The sequence below is a fragment of the Acinetobacter sp. UBA6571 genome (assembly GCF_002434085.1).
GTDB lineage: Bacteria > Pseudomonadota > Gammaproteobacteria > Pseudomonadales > Moraxellaceae > Acinetobacter > Acinetobacter radioresistens.
Genome location: NZ_DJJJ01000020.1, coordinates 1 through 16,584, shown reverse-complemented (window position 1 = coordinate 16,584; position 16,584 = coordinate 1). Strand labels below are relative to the sequence as shown.

Genomic DNA, 16,584 nt, shown 5'->3' with positions numbered 1-16,584 from the left:
AGCCTATTTGCAACAGTGCCTCTGATAGCACAAAAGTTCGCAGCATGAAAACGGAACCGGCATAATTGATTTATAGTGAACCCATACACTAAGCATAATGATTTAGAGGACGATAATCCCAATGAAAAAATTCCTTTTAGGAGCTGTTGCCGCATCTGTTTTGGCCTTTTCAGGCAATGCTATGGCCAATTTTGTGGCAGGTCAGGACTATCAGGTGGTTGCAAAACCAGTCAAAGTCGAAAAACCGGGCAGAATTGAGGTACGTGAATTCTTCTGGTACGGCTGTGGTCACTGTTTCGCGCTTGAACCACATATGCAGGGCTGGTTGAAAAAATTACCAAAAGATGTACGTTTTGTACGTACGCCGGCTGCAATGAATCCACTCTGGGAGCAGGCAGCGCGTGCTTATTATGTGTCTGAAGCATTGGGTGTGCGTCAAAAAGCACATTTACAATTATTCCATGATATTCATGATAAGCAGCGTCCAATTTTAGAACAGGCGCAATTGGCCAAGTTCTATACCCGCTATGGTATTCCTGAAGCGAAATTTAACAGCACTTATAAATCTTTCCCGATCACTTCGAAAATTGCCCAAGCCAAAAATCTGGCTGCTCAGTATCAGTTAAGTGGTGTTCCGGCAGTGACCGTGAATGGTAAATATATTGTGCAGGGTAATGATGCCAAAGTCATTCAGGTGGTGAATTACCTGATCGAGAAAGAGCGTAAAGCCAAATAAGACGCGATTGATTATCTCTAAAAAAAACCTGCATCGAATCTGCAGGTTTTTTTATTTAAACTGGAGGAATGGTTATTTACGTCCTGACTGCCGGATCTGGTGTTTCTATCGGCGGGCGATACCAGTGTAAAATTCCTCGGAATAAGAGCTGCATCTGCAACACGCTTTGCGCTTTAAAGGCATGGGATTGAATATGAATCGTGGATTGTATCTTTACCCGTTCATACCCGATATCTTCATTCAGAAAATGAATTTTCCTTTCTATTTCAACACGCAGAATTGCCGAGGCGCCCCGACGCTCTACAACAAACAAATTCTAATCTAAGATTTACATAAATAGACTGATAAAGTTTAAAAGGAATAAATATTAATTTAAACAACATGGAAATTCTTGTTAATTTCAACAGAAATATGAACAATCTCTTCATGAATTGACAAAGCTTTACGAACTACCTCTGCTGTTAAGGAGTCATTAACTGTATTTAGGGATAAAATACATGAAAATTTACTTCTACCTACTTTCCAGACATGCAGATCAGTAATCGTAATTTGGTTATCTAATTCCTCTACAACTTCCTGAATCTCCTTTACTACAGGATGTTCCATCTCTGCATCAAGCAATGTTTTACCTGTTTCTCTAATCAATCCCCAAGACCATTGTGCTACAAGCACTGCACCTACGATCCCTAGAATTGCATCTAAAAAATCCCATCCAAAATACTTCCCTGCGAAAAGTGCAATAATCGCTAATACAGAAGTTACTGCATCTGCTACTACATGAAGAAAAGCGGCTTTCTGGTTTAAGTCATGGTCATCATGAGAGTGATGATGATCGTGGTGGTGGTCATGGTCATCATGAGAGTGATGATGGTGGTGGTGACCATTTTCACGTAGTAACCAGGCACAAATAAAATTAACGATCAAGCCAACAATCGCAATTGAAATTGCCTCGTTGTAGTGAATATTCACAGGATTGAATAAACGTTCTATCGATTGAACACCCATGAATACAGCAACAACCATCAATAAAATGGCACTCGAATATCCAGCTAAGATTTCTATCTTCCATGTACCGAAACAGAATCTCTGATCACGAGCATATTTTCGAGCCATTTTATAGGCAAAATAAGCTAAGCCCAATGCCAACATATGAGAACTCATATGCCATCCATCAGCCAATAAAGCCATGGAATTAAAGAACCATCCTCCAAAAATTTCAAACACCATCATTACACCAGTGAGGATGGTTGCGATTAAAATTTTCTTTTGTGCTAAAGGATTTCCTTCGTCAAATTGATGCGAATGGTCACTTTTAACATTATTTAGATATTGCATTTTATTGCACCACAATTAATACTCCCCCATAGTATATGTTCTTGAGGTTGAATAGTATGTCTCACTTAAATCAGAACAAAAAAATTTTAAATCGGATTAGACGAATTCAAGGTCAAACTAATGCCCTTGAACAGAATATTTTAAATTATGAAAATTCTTGTATTGAGGTATTACAGCAAGTTGCAGCAATTAAAGGTGCGATAAATGGCTTAATGAATGAGTTAATAGAACTTCATCTTAGAGAACATGTACTCGGTGATACTGAGAAAATAAAGGAAAAAGAACTAAATGAATTTTTAGCTTTAGTTAAACGCTACTTATAACTTTAAAGCACAGTCTTTTAAATAAAAAACTGTGTGCGCACCTATTAATGACAGTGGTAATCACCAGTTTTACTGTTGGTATGACAACCCTGTGAGTTCGTTCCCCCAGAATGAGCATTCGCATAGGTAAATGACATGCCTATAAAGCATATTAATAAAATTCTTTTCATCTTAATCCCTCTCAAATAATTAGAATATCAACTGTATGATATTTAATAAAAGCCAACATGGCTTAGACTATTTCCAAATATATAAAGTGAAGCCAACAAGACTTTAAATGTATATAAAAAATGGTTAAATAATTGCAAGGGGGGCTTTAAAACGTTTTAATCGTAAAGCATTTCCTAGTACAAATATTGACGAGAGCGCCATTGCACCTGCAGCAAATACAGGAGAAAGTAGCAGTCCAAATTGCGGATAAAGTACACCAGCTGCAATAGGAATCAGAGCTGCATTGTAAACAAATGCCCAAAATAAATTTTCACGAATATTGCTTATAGTCGCTTTGCTTAAAGCGATAGCATTCGGCACTCCTTTCAGGTTGCCAGACATCAAAACCACATCAGCAGCTTCAATAGCTACGTCTGTACCTGTACCTATCGCTAAGCCAATATCTGCTTCTGCAAGTGCAGGGGCATCATTAATGCCATCTCCAACATATGCGAGTTTACCATATTGATTTTTTAATTTTTTAACGGCCTCTATTTTACCTTCAGGTAAGACTTCAGCAATAACCTCATCAATACCTAGTTTTTTTGCAATCGCTTGAGCTGTATGACGGTTATCACCTGTAATCATGGCAACCTTTAAACCTAACTGATGTAACGCTTCAATTGCAGCAAATGTTGATTCTTTAATTGGATCTGCTACAGCAATAATGGCAGCAAGTTTCTGGTCAATCGCAACATAGAGAGGGGTTTTTCCTTCTTCTCCCAAACGATCCGAAAATTGAGAAAAAACAGTAGGATTCAAACCTAGTTTTTCCATATATCGATCTGCACCAATATGAACCAAATGCTCAGAAACCTTCGCTTCTATTCCGTAGCCGGTCACTGATTTAAAATCAGCAACAGGAGACAGGATTAATTCCTTATCTATAGCGGCTTGTACAATTGCTCGAGCAATAGGGTGCTCAGACTTTGATTCAACGGCTGCCATCAGTGAAAGTACGGTATTGTATTCAAAACCTTCTAAGACATGCAGATCGGTTAAAACTGGTTTCCCTTCAGTCAGAGTCCCTGTTTTATCAACTGCAACCACTTTAGTTTCTTTGAGCAGCTGTAAAGCTTCACCTTTACGAAATAAAACCCCCATTTCAGCACCCCGCCCAGTTCCCACCATGATTGATGTAGGCGTTGCAAGTCCCATCGCACAAGGACATGCAATAATGAGTACAGCAACCGCGTTCACTAAACTAAAAGTTAGGGCTGGTTCAGGGCCGAAGATAAACCACGTAAGAAAAGTTAAAAGAGAGAGACCCATTACTACAGGTACAAACCACATGGTAATTTTATCAACCAATGCCTGAATAGGCAGCTTGGAACCCTGTGCCTGTTCAACCATTCGGATGATTTGAGAAAGCACTGATGAACTACCAACAGAGGTGGCTTTGATATTTAAGCTGCCACTTTGGTTAATTGTTCCTCCTACCACAGTAGAGCCTATCGTTTTTTCAACGGGCATAGGCTCGCCAGTAATCATGGATTCATCAATAAAACTTTGGCCGTGAATAACTTCACCATCGACAGGGATACGCTCACCTGGTCTAATCTCTACAATCGTTCCTGTTTGAACTTCGGCAATCGGAACTTCTATCACCTGATTATTGAGCTGTATTCTGGCAACTTTAGGCTGCATTCCAACTAGATGTTGAATTGCTAAAGACGTTCGGCCTTTTGCCTTGGCTTCAAAAAATCTACCTAATAGAATTAAAGTGATAATAACCGCTGCAGCTTCATAATAAACATTGACCGTGCCTTGTGGCAGGACACTTGGAAAGAAAGTAGCAACCACTGAATAAAGATAAGCAGCCAATGTTCCTACAGCCACCAAGGAATTCATGTCTGGTGCTAAGCGGAATAAACTTGGGATGCCCTTTTTGAAGAAGCGTCGGCCTGGAAAAATTAATGCTACTGTGGTCAAGAAAAATTGCATTAACCAGCTATTTTGTTGGCCAATGTTATCCATCATAAACGTATGAAAGGCGGGAATCAGGTGTGATCCCATTTCTAAAATAAAAACGGGTAGAGTCAATAAGACTGACAAAATTAAATCTTTTTTAAGTTTTTCTAATTCAATATTCTTTTTATCTTGAAAGCTTTCCGTAGTTTGATGAACTGACTTTGCTTCAAACCCTGCTTTGGTGACAGCCTGAATTAACGAGTCACGAGTGACAGATGAGCTTGCCTGAATAGTCGCTTTTTCAGTAGCCAGATTTACATGTGCTGATTCCACACCCTCAACAGATTTTAAGGCTTTTTCTACTCGACCTACACAAGAAGCACATGACATACCCTCAATCGTAAGCTCTATTGGTTGCAGCGCTTCCACTTCGTAGCCTGCTTTTTCTACGGCTTTAATTAAAGTAGCGCGATCAAGTGGTTGATGCGCATAAATGACTGCTTTTTCGGTAGCCAGATTTACATGAGCCGATTCAACACCCTCAACAGATTTTAAAGCTTTTTCCACACGGCCTACACAAGAAGCACATGTCATCCCCTCAATCTCTAATGTTTCACTGTAGTGTGGCGTATCAGTCATTTCGGTACTCATATACGATCTCTATCATTTAGATATGCTGAGTTCTATATGCGAAGATCAGCTCGAACCAAGATTAGGGGGAATTCAGGGATTACTTTTATTTCAAGCAAGTACAGGTTTTATCTGTACGATGAGGAAAATAAGAGAGAGTAAAAGTGGTAAGGAATTCCCACTGTTACTCTAACAGAGATTAAGCAGGATCAGCTGTAAATCCACGCTCACTGAGAGTGGCAATGACTTGATCCTGACTCACCGTTGTGTTGATTTCAACAATACGGTTTTGTAAATCAATATCGAGTGAGGCATTCGAGTCGAGCTCTTTAATTGCGGTAGTAATGCCGCGTGCACAACCACCACAAGTCATATTAGCGATGTGAAATTTCATATGTTGCTCCTTTTTAACAAAACATTTGTTTAAAACATTAGAACAGTAACTCTAAACTTTCACCATACAACCAGCCTTTTTCTGAATCAGTTACTCGCTGTAACTTGGTCTGTTTACAACCTTACAGTTTTCTTCAGAGTATTCCAAAGAAGAGTGTTCTAATGACTACAGTAAAAGTACTTAACCAACATTAATGTGACTTTAAAATGACATTTTTGTCATCTACGATCACTCTGAAATTTATAAGATTAGTTATTTCAATCAATGGTAGTGAACTGAATAGATGAGACCGTTATGGGTTGAAGATAAGCTAAAAACCGGTGACTACCTTTATGTATAATGCCTCATGATGCGATTTTACTGTTCTGATTGTCGTAAGTTGGCAGTCCAGTAGAAACTTTATTGCTCAGCTACAAAAGATAAATGCAGTAATGTTAAATTTCCTCAATTCCCTTATTTTGAAATTCTCTTATTCAATACCCACGACAGTGGTTATATAGCCTGTTGTTAATAGAATTGATAGACCTAATAACATCTCAAATAAAATGGCATGACTAAGGTGTTTAGCGAATTTAGGATGTTGAAGACGCGGGGTGAAATACCATTTGTTGAAGGCAGCTAAAAGTAGAATACCTATAACAAAAAACATTTTAACCATGAAACCATAGCCATATGCAGTATTGATTAAGGTATTAAAATCTTTAATTAAAAGAAGAGCTACACTAGCGCCACAGGCGATTAATATCCCAACAATGAAAGCAGCAATACGTCCAAATACATGCATGCGATCTTTTAAAGGTAAACCACTTATTTCCCGGCTGGTTTTCCATAACGGATATAAAGACCCCATCCATAACGACATAACTAGAATATGGATTGATAATAAAATTTGAGCAAGTAAGGTTAAATTAGCGACATGTCCGAGCTGGGAAAAACTAAAAATAATCGGGAGAAGTAAAACACAAAATATTGAACTTTCAATTATAGAAAACTGACCTTTGTTCCTGTTAAGTTTAACCACCATGAGAAGAAGTAAAAGAGCAAAACTAATAAAACGAAGAACGTATATATACCCCGTCGGAGTATTAACCAATATATTAATATACGTGGGGTCCACCATACCTGTAATACCAGTATTGGCAAAACTACCAATCAGAATAAAAAATCCCAAGGTACTGGAAATTAGGCCTAATCCAGCGCCAATTGTAATATATTTAAGAATCGATTCTTTTAGTTCAAGATATTGTCTAAGTAAAAAATAGCAAAAGGCTCCACCAACGACAAAAGCTACACTTAAATATAAAATAACCTTAGTTAACCAAGTGGCCCACATCCAATATTCAGAAATCATTATTTTTGTCCATTCTAGAACAACATGCCAGCACCTCACTGACATGTTGAAAGGTAATCAATTCTTATTTAGTTGATTTGATAGTGAAACTATATTCACCATTCATGTTGTGACCATCTTTCCCCATTGTTGTCCAGACAACGGTATATTTACCTTTTTTCAGTTTCGGAAGAGCTACATCAAAGGATTTCTTTAAGTCATGAGTAACTTTATATTTTAAAGGAACATCTCTTCGCTGAGCATCCAGTAACTTAATATTCATCAACATAACCTCTGCACCAAAGTTAAGGGTCAAGTTCTTTGGTTGACTAAGGATAGATGCATTTTCCGCAGGAATCGCACTCACTAAACTCACATGAGCGAACGTAGTTGTAGTAGCCACAATCATCGTTGCAGCTACTACAACATTACGTAGAGCAGTCATTTTATTTTGAAATAATTTCATTTACGTTTCCTCTTGATTCGTTAGTTCATTAGAGATGACTTTATAAAATCTATATTTAATGAGACCACATCATCTCCTCTTATATTTCAATTATTAGTAAGAGACAGAAACAGGGCGATGACTTCAAAATTACATTTTTGTCATTTTTAAAAATTAATAGACTCAAGTGATAAAATTATTCAATAGAAATAAAAAAATTGACTATAACCAGCTACCACCTAAGTAAAACACCGGTGGCATAACCAGCGATCAACTTCATCAAAAGAATGAGTGGAGCAAATAAATGAAAAATACCTCTCTCTATTTGTTTGCTTCATTCATTTAAAGGTTGTATCGGCTGATCAACTGATGGAAGGAAAATATCATGACTTATATCCGCCAAACTTTACTTGCACTTTGTATAACCACTGCCGCTCTAGGTGCATTAGCCCAAAATCCTGAAGAGCATAAAACTCATCACCCAGAAAATACTCCTCCATCCACAGTCACTGTTAAAAAGACAGCTACTGGCACGATGACTCCAGACAAAATGGCTGCAATGGACCAGCACATGAAAGCGATGCAAGCCATGCATGAAAAGATGATGGCTGCAAAAAACCCGCAAGAACGTCAGAAACTTATGGCTGAGCACATGAAACTCATGCAAGGAGGTATAAGCATGATGAAACAGATGGGTAGCCAAAGCATGAATGCCAATATGGCTGACCGTCAGCAAATGATGGAAAAACGTATGGACATGATGCAATCCATGATGCAGATGATGATGGACTGTATGCCTCCGTCAGCAACTAAATAGTTACCCATGAATTAGGGGAAAGCACCATGAATCACCAACACCAAGAAAATAATTCAGTACCTAACTTCTGGTCTACACGTTATGCCATTGGTCTAATCGTGCTGGGTGGTATCGCAGCTTATTTTCTATTAACGGAACATTTAGCCCACGTTATCGGTGCTTTGCCTTATTTATTCCTTTTAGCGTGTCCACTGATGCATATTTTTATGCATGGTGGTCATGGGCATAACCACTCGCAGCAAAAAAAATCCGATATATCTGATAACAAAAAATAGCTCTTATCAGGAGATCCATCATGAATCATGCGGAATCGGCTTATGGTTTATGGACGCTGGTTATCATTAACTCAGCAGTTTTTATCATGTTCGCTTTCAGTTTTTTTAGACCTTCCACTGCGCGCGATTGGCGTACATTTGGGGTCTTTTCGGCTTTTATCATTGCTCTATTTGTCGAAATGTATGGTTTTCCTTTAACCATTTACCTGTTATCTGGTTGGCTTCAAACTCGCTTCCCTCAACTTGACTTACTTTCTCATAATGCAGGTCACTTGTGGTCAACGCTATTAGGTGAAAAAGGTGATCCACATTTTGGCATTTTGCATATCGCCAGTTACGTTTTCTTGGGCTATGGATTTTACCTGTTATCAACGTCATGGCACGTGCTGTACAACGAGCAACGTCAGCATTCTTTAGCGATCACAGGCCCTTATGCACGTATACGTCACCCATAATACGTGGCTTTTGTGATGATCTTGCTGGGTTTTTTATTGCAATGGCCAACTTTACTGACACTGATTATGTTTCCAATCCTACTCTTAATGTACAGCCGCTTGGCAATTAAGGAAGAGGCTGAAATGAGTAAACAGTTTGGCGCTGTCTATGACAGCTATGCTCAACAGACTCCGAGATTTATTCCAAAATTCGGCCATAAAACCACTTTACCATAAGAGAATTATTTATGTCAGATCAAAAAAATCATAACCAGGACCATATGGCACAGGCTACAACAGACGTACTGAAAGACCCAGTCTGTGGTATGACCGTCACTGAAGAATCGAAATACCATGAGGAATTTAAGGGGAAAACTTACTTTTTTTGCAGTGATAAATGTCAATCAAAGTTTCATAGCAGCCCGGTGCAATATATCGCTAAACCCGCAACGACGACTGCCGATGCACATACACAGCATCATCAGACTACTCAATCCGTTAATGAGACAAGCACAACAGGCACGATCATCTATACGTGCCCAATGCATCCAGAAATTAAACAAGATCATCCTGGAAACTGTCCTAAATGCGGAATGACACTGGAGCCACTCATTCCTGAATTAGAGGAAGATGAGAATCCGGAGTTACGTGATTTCCGCCGACGCTTCTGGTGGACACTGCCATTGACCATCATCGTGACTTTTTTGGCGATGTTTGGTCATCAAATGAACCTGTTCAATATGGCGGTTCAGAGCTGGATTGAACTGGTGTTGTCACTCCCAATTGTACTTTGGGCAGGTTGGCCATTTTTTTCCCGGGGTTGGCAATCGGTTGTGAATCGCAGCCCGAACATGTGGACGCTGATTGGTTTGGGCACTGGAGCTGCATTTATTTATAGTGTGGTCGCAACCATTGCACCGCAAATCTTCCCAGACTCATTTATTTCCATGGGTCGTGTCGCTGTTTACTTTGAAGCTTCAGCGGTCATCATTTCATTGACCCTACTGGGACAAATATTGGAGTTAAAAGCACGTTCGCAAACTTCTGCTGCAATTAAGTCACTCCTTGGGCTCGCTCCTAAAACAGCTCGCCGAATCTTGCCTGATGGAACTGAAGAAGATGTTCCTCTAACGCATGTCCATGTAGGAGATTTACTCAGAATTCGCCCAGGTGAAAAAGTGCCTGTGGATGGTGTAATCACTGAAGGAAGTAGTTCAGTGGATGAATCGATGCTGACAGGTGAACCTTTACCTATCACTAAACGTATCGGCGATAAAGTCATTGGAGCTACCCTGAATACCAATGGTTCATTGATCATGCGTTCAGAGAAAATTGGTTCAAGTACCATGTTATCCCAGATCGTACAGATGGTGGCGCAAGCTCAACGATCGAGAGCACCAATGCAACGTATGGCTGATCAGGTAGCAGGTTGGTTCGTCATGGCTGTAGTGACCATTGCTTTGCTTACCTTCTTTGGATGGGGACTATTCGGCCCAGAAGAATCAAGCTGGGTTTATGCATTAATCAATGCTGTGGCAGTACTCATTATTGCCTGTCCTTGTGCACTAGGCTTGGCAACTCCAATGTCTATCATGGTTGCGACGGGTCAAGGTGCTACTCATGGTGTGCTGTTCCGTGATGCAGCAGCCATTGAGAATCTACGCAAGATTGACACACTAATCATCGATAAAACAGGTACGTTAACTGAAGGACGCCCTGTATTCGATCGTGTAGTTGCCGCATCAGATTTTGACGAATCTGAAGTATTACGTTTAGCCGCCAGTCTTGATCAAGGCAGTGAACACCCGCTAGCCGAAGCGATTGTAAACGCAGCACACGAACGTGGCCTGTCTCTTGAAACACCAGATAATTTTGAATCGGGCTCAGGGATTGGTGTTCGAGGTCAAGTGGGCGATCGTCAGTTAGCTTTGGGCAACACAGCACTGATGGAGCAATTGGGTATCTCGGTACAATCTCTGATTCCGCAAGCCGAAGAGCTGCGTTCGGAAGGTGCAAGTGTGATGCATCTAGCCATCAATGGTGAATTGGCCGGTCTGCTTGCAGTATCCGATCCCATCAAAAAAAATACCCCAGAAGCACTTGCCACCCTGAAGGAAGCGGGTCTACGTATCGTGATGGCAACAGGAGATGGTCTCACCACTGCCCGTTCAGTCGCAGCACGTCTAGGCATTGATGAGGTACATGGCGAAGTCAAACCCGCAGATAAACTAGAACTGGTCAGCAAATTGCAGAAGGAAGGTCGCATCGTGGCTATGGCTGGTGATGGCATCAATGATGCACCAGCCTTGGCTAAAGCTGATGTCGGTATCGCTATGGGAACCGGGACTGATGTTGCAATGAATAGTGCCCAAGTTACGCTGGTCAAGGGAGATTTACGAGGGATTGCTGTTGCCCGTTCACTTTCGGAAGCTACTGTCGGCAACATGAAACAGAACCTCATGTTTGCTTTCCTTTACAATGCTTTGGGTATCCCTATCGCGGCTGGCGTACTATATCCATTTACCGGTTGGTTGTTGTCACCGATGATTGCCGCCTTGGCTATGAGTTTGAGTTCAGCTTCAGTCATCACCAATGCCCTTCGCCTGCGAAATAAAAAGTTATGATAGAGAGTTCCTTTCTTCCACCAGATGTATCAGGGCTGGTTGCAGCACTCGCCATCGGCCTGCTCATTGGTTTAGAACGAGGATGGCAGGATCGAGAACTGCCAGAAGGCAGCCGAGTAGCAGGTCTACGTACCTTCACATTGACAGGATTGCTCGGAGGAGTGCTCGGTCATTTACAACCAAACTTCGGAGCTTGGCCGCTAGTTGCGGCCGTATTAGGGCTTTCCTTATTACTAACAGTGTCCTATGCTCGTACCGCAAAAATTTCCGGTAATTTAAGTGCTACCACAATTATTGCGATGCTGTTGACATTAGTTTTAGGTGCATATGCATCCCATGGTAATGTTACTTTAGCATTAACCGCGGCTGTAATCGTCGCTGTATTTTTGGATCTCAAGCCAACCTTACACGGTTGGCTACGCTTGATAGAGCATCGTGAATTAACCGCATCCCTGCAGTTGCTGGTACTTTCTGTCGTTATATTACCCTACTTACCCAATACGGGTCTGGGACCTTTTGCTGCATTAAATCCTTACCAGTTATGGTGGGCAGTGATCCTGATTGCCGGACTCTCTCTGGCAGGTCATTTTGCCATGCGGCTTACCGGTTCAGAAAGAGGCATATTCTGGACAGGTCTATTGGGTGGTTTGGCATCGTCTACAGCTGCAACTGTCGCACTGGCACGCTATACACGCCAGCACCCCGTCATGGTCAGTGCTGCTATTTCTGGAACATTGGCTGCCTGTGGCATCATGTTTTTTCGTATGGTTGTGCTGATAGGCGTCATTGAGCCAGCATTGCTAAGCACTTTTGGTGGTGCAATGATGATTGCGGGAATCCTTCTGCTGGGTATGGCATTGTGGAGACAACGCCAAATTACCAGCGCTGAAAACAACGATCGAACAATAGAAGCAATGGCTCCTTTTGATCTTGGGACAGCATTCAGCTTCGCTGCTTTCCTGGCTGTCATGGCAGTCTTGGTCCCGGCAGCAAAACAATGGTTGGGCACCAGCGGCATCTTCGTATTATCGACTATTTCTGGGCTAGCAGACGTAGATGCTATTTTAGTCTCACTTGCCCGCCTGCATAGTACTGAAGGCTTAACAACAAATGTGGCTGCTGTCGCGCTAGGGCTGGCCACACTGAGCAACATGTTAAGCAAAGCGACAATTGCATGGATGACAGGGGGGGCACAGTTTGGCCGAGCTATCATATTTGGCTACACAATTGCCATGATAGGTGCTGGCGTAGCTCTGGCTCTCAGTTTGAGCTTTATGTAAGGTCAACTCGGGTAAATGGAAGATGTTCAAAAAATGAGTTAAAATGATTCCCCTTGCATGGATTCACTTTGAAAAACAATGGTAAAAATGATTCGACCATTGAGGGATTCAGCCTGGATGGTCGCCCCAAGCATATCAAGAATAGATTTTGTTATCGCGAGCCCTAAGCCGGTTCCTTCTTCTGTTCTTTGTCTAGATGCATCTGTTCGATAAAATCGATCAAATAACCTGGATAGTTGTTCAGGAGAGATTTCAGGGCCTTCATTTTCAATTGAAAATATTGTGTTATCTAAATTCTGTTGAAGTTTTATGCGTATTGTAGAATTCTTATTTCCATATTTAACTGCATTAGATAATAGATTGCTGAGTGCTCGACGTAACATAGCAGGATCACCTTTGACATTTCCAGATCCTGTTTGTTGAAGCGTCATATTTTTTTCGGCAGCTAGCGCATCATAGAAATCAAATAAGGCTGTAACTTCTTTAACCAGGTCAATATTCTGTAAGTTCTGTAATTTTAGGCCATGTTCTGCTTTTGCCAAGAAAAGCATATTGGATACCATTCGAGCCAAACGTTCTAATTCTTCTAAATTAGAAAATAGTATTTCTTGATAAGTACCAATATCTCGGTTACGGGCAAGACATACTTGAGTTTGAGTCATTAAGTTATTAATCGGTGTTCTAATTTCATGCGCTAAATCAGATGAAAAATCGGAAAGCCTTTCTAAAGCTGATTCTAGTCTGTCGAGCATATCATTGAAGGCAATTGCTAATGATTTTAGTTCTGTTGGTGTGTGCTCAACTTCTAAACGTTCTGAAAGATGTTGGGCAGAAATGCCTTCTGCGACCTTAGCCATTTTTTGCACGGGTCTTAAACCTCTCCAGGTTGCAAACCAGCCTAAAAACATTAAACAAATCGTACCGGCTAAACCAATGTAAAAAAGTTGACGCTTAAAATCATTTAAAAAATGTAGATGTTCAGATGTATCGATCCCCACAATAATGCGTACAGATTGTATCTCAGTATTTTTGTTTATATCCGTGTTGTAGATCATGCCACGATAAGTCTTATCCTGAATTTTCCATTTAATCCATGAATTATTTGCTGACTTGGTTAAGTGTTGAGTATTAATTGTTGAAGGTGCTGAACTAAATAAAACTTTACCTGTCGGTCGTTCTATTTGAACCATAAGATCATGGTGTCCAACTAAAGCGTCTCTCAAATAAAGATTAAGTTCTGGAGAGTTTTTAGGATTCTGTTGGATAAGATTCTGAATCAGCTGGATTTTACCTTCTAATTGGGTACGGTCTTGAGTCTCAAAATGATGCATTACTAATTTATTTATGAACAAACCCATAATAATTAGAATGAAAATAGTAGATAATGAGAAAATGATACCGATCCGGAAACTGATCGCTCTGAATAAATTATTATTCATCCTCTACCTCTAGTACATACCCCATTCCTCGAATATTCTGAATTAATTTGGGAGTAAAGTTACTGTCAACTTTACTTCTTAATCGTTTAATAGCGACTTCAACGACATTCGTATCACTATCAAAGTTCATATCCCAAATTTGAGATGCAATAAGTGCTCTTGGTAGAATTTCACCTCTTCTACGCATAAAAAGCTCCATAAGCGCGAATTCTTTAGCCGTTAAATCAATGCGTTGACCTGCTCGTGTTACCCGACGTTTTCTCAAATCAAGTTCTAAATCAGCAATCTTAATAATATTATTATCTTCTCTTTGTTGCCCTCGTCTAAGGAGCGTTTTTATTCGAGCTAGAAGCTCTGCAAAAGCAAAAGGCTTAACTAAATAATCATCAGCGCCTAGCTCTAATCCTTTTACTCGATCTTCGATTTGATCTCGGGCGGTAAGAAAAAGAATGGGCATTGTTTTACCGCTGCTACGAATATCATTGATAATATTCCAACCATTTAGTCCAGGTAACATCACGTCTAAAATAATTAAGTCATACTCTTCAGAAAGAGCTTGATGTTTACCCGTTAACCCATCTGTAACCCAGTCCGTAATATAGCCAGCTTCGGATAAACCTTGCTTGAGATAATCACCAGTTTTTTGTTCATCTTCAACTAATAGTATTCTCATTTCCGAATCCTAAGTCATTCATTAAAACTATAATAACGTTATAAAACATCTGATCGAGATAGATTACAAAAATGTCATTTTCAAGTCACTTAGATGTTCAGTGCTTCACTTTATTGTAGTAGCAAGAAATTAACTTTTAGAGAAACTTATGAAAACTGTAGTGCGTCGTAGTCTAACAATTTTAATGTGTGCTGGAACTTTAATTGCTGGTACTCAATCTTGGGCAAAAGATGTATCAACCTCAAGTGCCACTAAAACGGTAAAAGCACAGAAACCTTGTACAAAACCTTGTAAAATGGAAAAAGATGACAAGACTCAGCAAGATCATAGTCAACATCAGTCTCCTAACTCATCTGACATGTCAAAAATGGATCATTCTATGATGAATATGGACCATTCTAAAATGGATCATTCAAAGATGAATATGCCTGGTAGCAATAAATAATTTTATAAATAGCGAGAAAGAAGTATTAAAGTTTATACTAAATATTTGCTTTATTACTTCAATCTTGACCTTTCTAAAGGTGAGATAGAATGTCAAAAAAGTTAAGTCATGTACTCTTAATTGGAGTTGGTTTATTTTCATCAACTTGGGTAATGGCGGCAGTTAAAGAATATGATTTAACAATCGCTGAACAAACTGTAAATATCACAGGAAAACCGCTAAAGAGAATTACCGTTAATGGTAAATTCGTTGCACCACTTCTTGAATTTGAAGAAGGTGATGAGGCCGTTATCCGTGTTCACAATAAGTTAAAAAATCAGGACTCTTCAATCCATTGGCATGGCTTATTATTACCTGGAATTATGGATGGTGTACCTGGATTTAACAAATTTAATGGCATTGCCCCTAATAAAACTTATGAATATAAGTTTAAAGTCCGCCAAAATGGTACTTATTGGTATCATTCACATAGTAAAGGACAAGAACAAGACGGTTTATATGGTGCTTTTGTTATTTATCCTAAAGATAAAACTCCACTAACAGCTGCTGAAAAAACCGATAAAGATTACGTTGTTTTGCTTTCTGATTTTCATAATTCAACAAGTGATCAAATTATGAAAAATCTTAAAAAAGAAGCAGATTACTATCAGAACCGTCGCGAAACAGTATTCGATGTATTAAAACAAGTTAAACGTGATGGATTAAAGGCAACTTGGCAAGACCGCTCTATGTGGAATCAGATGCGGATGTTGAAAACAGATATGTCCGATGTGACTGGTTATACATTTTTAATGAATGGCAAAACACCTCAGCAAAACTGGACCGGTAACTTCAAAGCTGGTGAAAAAGTTCGCCTTCGTTTTATTAATGCTTCCGCTATGTCATTCTTTGATGTACGCATTCCAAACCTAAAAATGACTGTAGTCAGTGCTGATGGTCAACCTGTAAAGCCCGTTCCTGTAGATGAGTTCCGTATTGGTACTGCTGAAACCTATGATGTCATTGTGGAACCAAAACAAGCACATTACCAAATTGAAGCTGAATCTATTGATCGTACCGGTTTTTCAGTGGGAACATTACATGAAGAAAGCAGCCCAGCAGTCAAACAAATTGAGATGCCTAAATCTCGCCCTCGTGCTTTATTAACTATGGAAGATATGGGGATGAGCCATGACATGTCATCTATGAAAGATATGAATCACGATATGTCTTCTATGAAAGGTATGGATCATGATATGTCTTCTATGAAAGGCATGAATCACGATATGTCTTCTATGAAAGGT

16 protein-coding genes and 1 pseudogene are annotated in these 16,584 nt (G+C 39.9%); 9 read left to right on the top strand and 8 right to left on the bottom strand.

Annotated elements, in window-relative coordinates; all coding sequences use genetic code 11:
- Positions 1–121 precede the first annotated feature (121 nt).
- Positions 122–736 carry a thiol:disulfide interchange protein DsbA/DsbL gene (locus B3X18_RS02955; RefSeq protein WP_004281236.1) on the top strand — a complete coding sequence of 205 codons (615 nt, stop codon included), beginning with the start codon at positions 122–124 and terminating at the stop codon, positions 734–736.
- Positions 737–1,108: 372 nt separating this feature from the next.
- On the opposite strand, the gene dmeF is transcribed toward B3X18_RS02955, so the two are convergent.
- Positions 1,109–2,071: a CDF family Co(II)/Ni(II) efflux transporter DmeF gene (gene dmeF, locus B3X18_RS02950; RefSeq protein WP_034438686.1), complete on the bottom strand. Its 963-nt coding sequence runs from the start codon at positions 2,069–2,071 to the stop codon at positions 1,109–1,111.
- A 56-nt stretch (positions 2,072–2,127) separates the two neighbouring features.
- Between dmeF and B3X18_RS02945 the strand changes: the two genes are divergently transcribed.
- Complete coding sequence (locus tag B3X18_RS02945; protein WP_034688970.1) at positions 2,128–2,394, top strand: metal/formaldehyde-sensitive transcriptional repressor; 267 nt, start codon at positions 2,128–2,130, stop codon at positions 2,392–2,394.
- A 44-nt stretch (positions 2,395–2,438) separates the two neighbouring features.
- Here the strand turns inward: B3X18_RS02945 and B3X18_RS02940 are convergent, their stop codons facing one another.
- From B3X18_RS02940 to B3X18_RS02920, 5 genes are all read right to left on the bottom strand, one after another.
- On the bottom strand, positions 2,439–2,531 hold the full coding sequence (locus B3X18_RS02940) for a YHYH domain-containing protein (RefSeq protein ID WP_151809984.1): 93 nt from the start codon (positions 2,529–2,531) through the stop codon (positions 2,439–2,441).
- 157 nt (positions 2,532–2,688) lie between these two features.
- Entirely contained in the window at positions 2,689–5,166 is a 2,478-nt protein-coding gene (locus B3X18_RS02935) for a heavy metal translocating P-type ATPase (protein ID WP_005006349.1), read from the bottom strand.
- Positions 5,167–5,344: 178 nt separating this feature from the next.
- On the bottom strand, positions 5,345–5,539 hold the full coding sequence (locus B3X18_RS02930) for a heavy-metal-associated domain-containing protein (protein WP_004281879.1): 195 nt from the start codon (positions 5,537–5,539) through the stop codon (positions 5,345–5,347).
- 469 nt (positions 5,540–6,008) lie between these two features.
- The gene (locus B3X18_RS02925) at positions 6,009–6,890 is read right to left on the bottom strand and encodes a copper resistance D family protein (RefSeq protein WP_034671268.1); all 882 of its coding nucleotides are present in this window, start codon (positions 6,888–6,890) and stop codon (positions 6,009–6,011) included.
- Between the two features lie 64 nt (positions 6,891–6,954).
- A complete protein-coding gene (locus tag B3X18_RS02920) occupies positions 6,955–7,335 on the bottom strand; it encodes a copper resistance CopC family protein (protein WP_004681441.1) in 381 nt (126 codons plus the stop codon).
- Positions 7,336–7,699: 364 nt separating this feature from the next.
- Between B3X18_RS02920 and B3X18_RS02915 the strand changes: the two genes are divergently transcribed.
- From B3X18_RS02915 to B3X18_RS02895, 5 genes and pseudogenes are all read left to right on the top strand, one after another.
- Positions 7,700–8,131 (top strand): hypothetical protein, encoded by a 432-nt coding sequence (locus B3X18_RS02915; RefSeq protein WP_005105848.1) that lies wholly within the window; start codon positions 7,700–7,702, stop codon positions 8,129–8,131.
- A 26-nt stretch (positions 8,132–8,157) separates the two neighbouring features.
- Positions 8,158–8,406, top strand: a complete 249-nt coding sequence (locus B3X18_RS02910) for a DUF2933 domain-containing protein (RefSeq protein WP_004695740.1) — start codon at positions 8,158–8,160, stop codon at positions 8,404–8,406.
- 20 nt (positions 8,407–8,426) lie between these two features.
- Positions 8,427–9,077: pseudogene (locus B3X18_RS02905) on the top strand (methyltransferase family protein).
- An 11-nt stretch (positions 9,078–9,088) separates the two neighbouring features.
- On the top strand, positions 9,089–11,464 hold the full coding sequence (locus B3X18_RS02900; protein ID WP_005105854.1) for a heavy metal translocating P-type ATPase: 2,376 nt from the start codon (positions 9,089–9,091) through the stop codon (positions 11,462–11,464).
- Positions 11,461–12,744: an MgtC/SapB family protein gene (locus B3X18_RS02895; protein ID WP_005105856.1), complete on the top strand. Its 1,284-nt coding sequence runs from the start codon at positions 11,461–11,463 to the stop codon at positions 12,742–12,744. The genes B3X18_RS02900 and B3X18_RS02895 overlap by 4 nt, the downstream gene beginning before the upstream one ends.
- 38 nt (positions 12,745–12,782) lie before the next feature.
- Here the strand turns inward: B3X18_RS02895 and B3X18_RS02890 are convergent, their stop codons facing one another.
- Entirely contained in the window at positions 12,783–14,183 is a 1,401-nt protein-coding gene (locus tag B3X18_RS02890) for a heavy metal sensor histidine kinase (RefSeq protein ID WP_034171651.1), read from the bottom strand.
- Positions 14,176–14,856 (bottom strand): heavy metal response regulator transcription factor, encoded by a 681-nt coding sequence (locus B3X18_RS02885; RefSeq protein ID WP_004663993.1) that lies wholly within the window; start codon positions 14,854–14,856, stop codon positions 14,176–14,178. The genes B3X18_RS02890 and B3X18_RS02885 overlap by 8 nt, the downstream gene beginning before the upstream one ends.
- Positions 14,857–15,004: 148 nt before the next feature.
- Here B3X18_RS02885 and B3X18_RS02880 point away from each other — a divergent pair, with 148 nt between their 5' ends.
- Positions 15,005–15,301, top strand: coding sequence for a hypothetical protein (locus tag B3X18_RS02880; RefSeq protein WP_004760992.1), 297 nt, complete (start codon positions 15,005–15,007; stop codon positions 15,299–15,301).
- Between the two features lie 89 nt (positions 15,302–15,390).
- On the top strand, positions 15,391–16,584 hold a 1,194-nt coding region (locus B3X18_RS02875; protein ID WP_286935120.1), incomplete at its 3' end, for a multicopper oxidase domain-containing protein.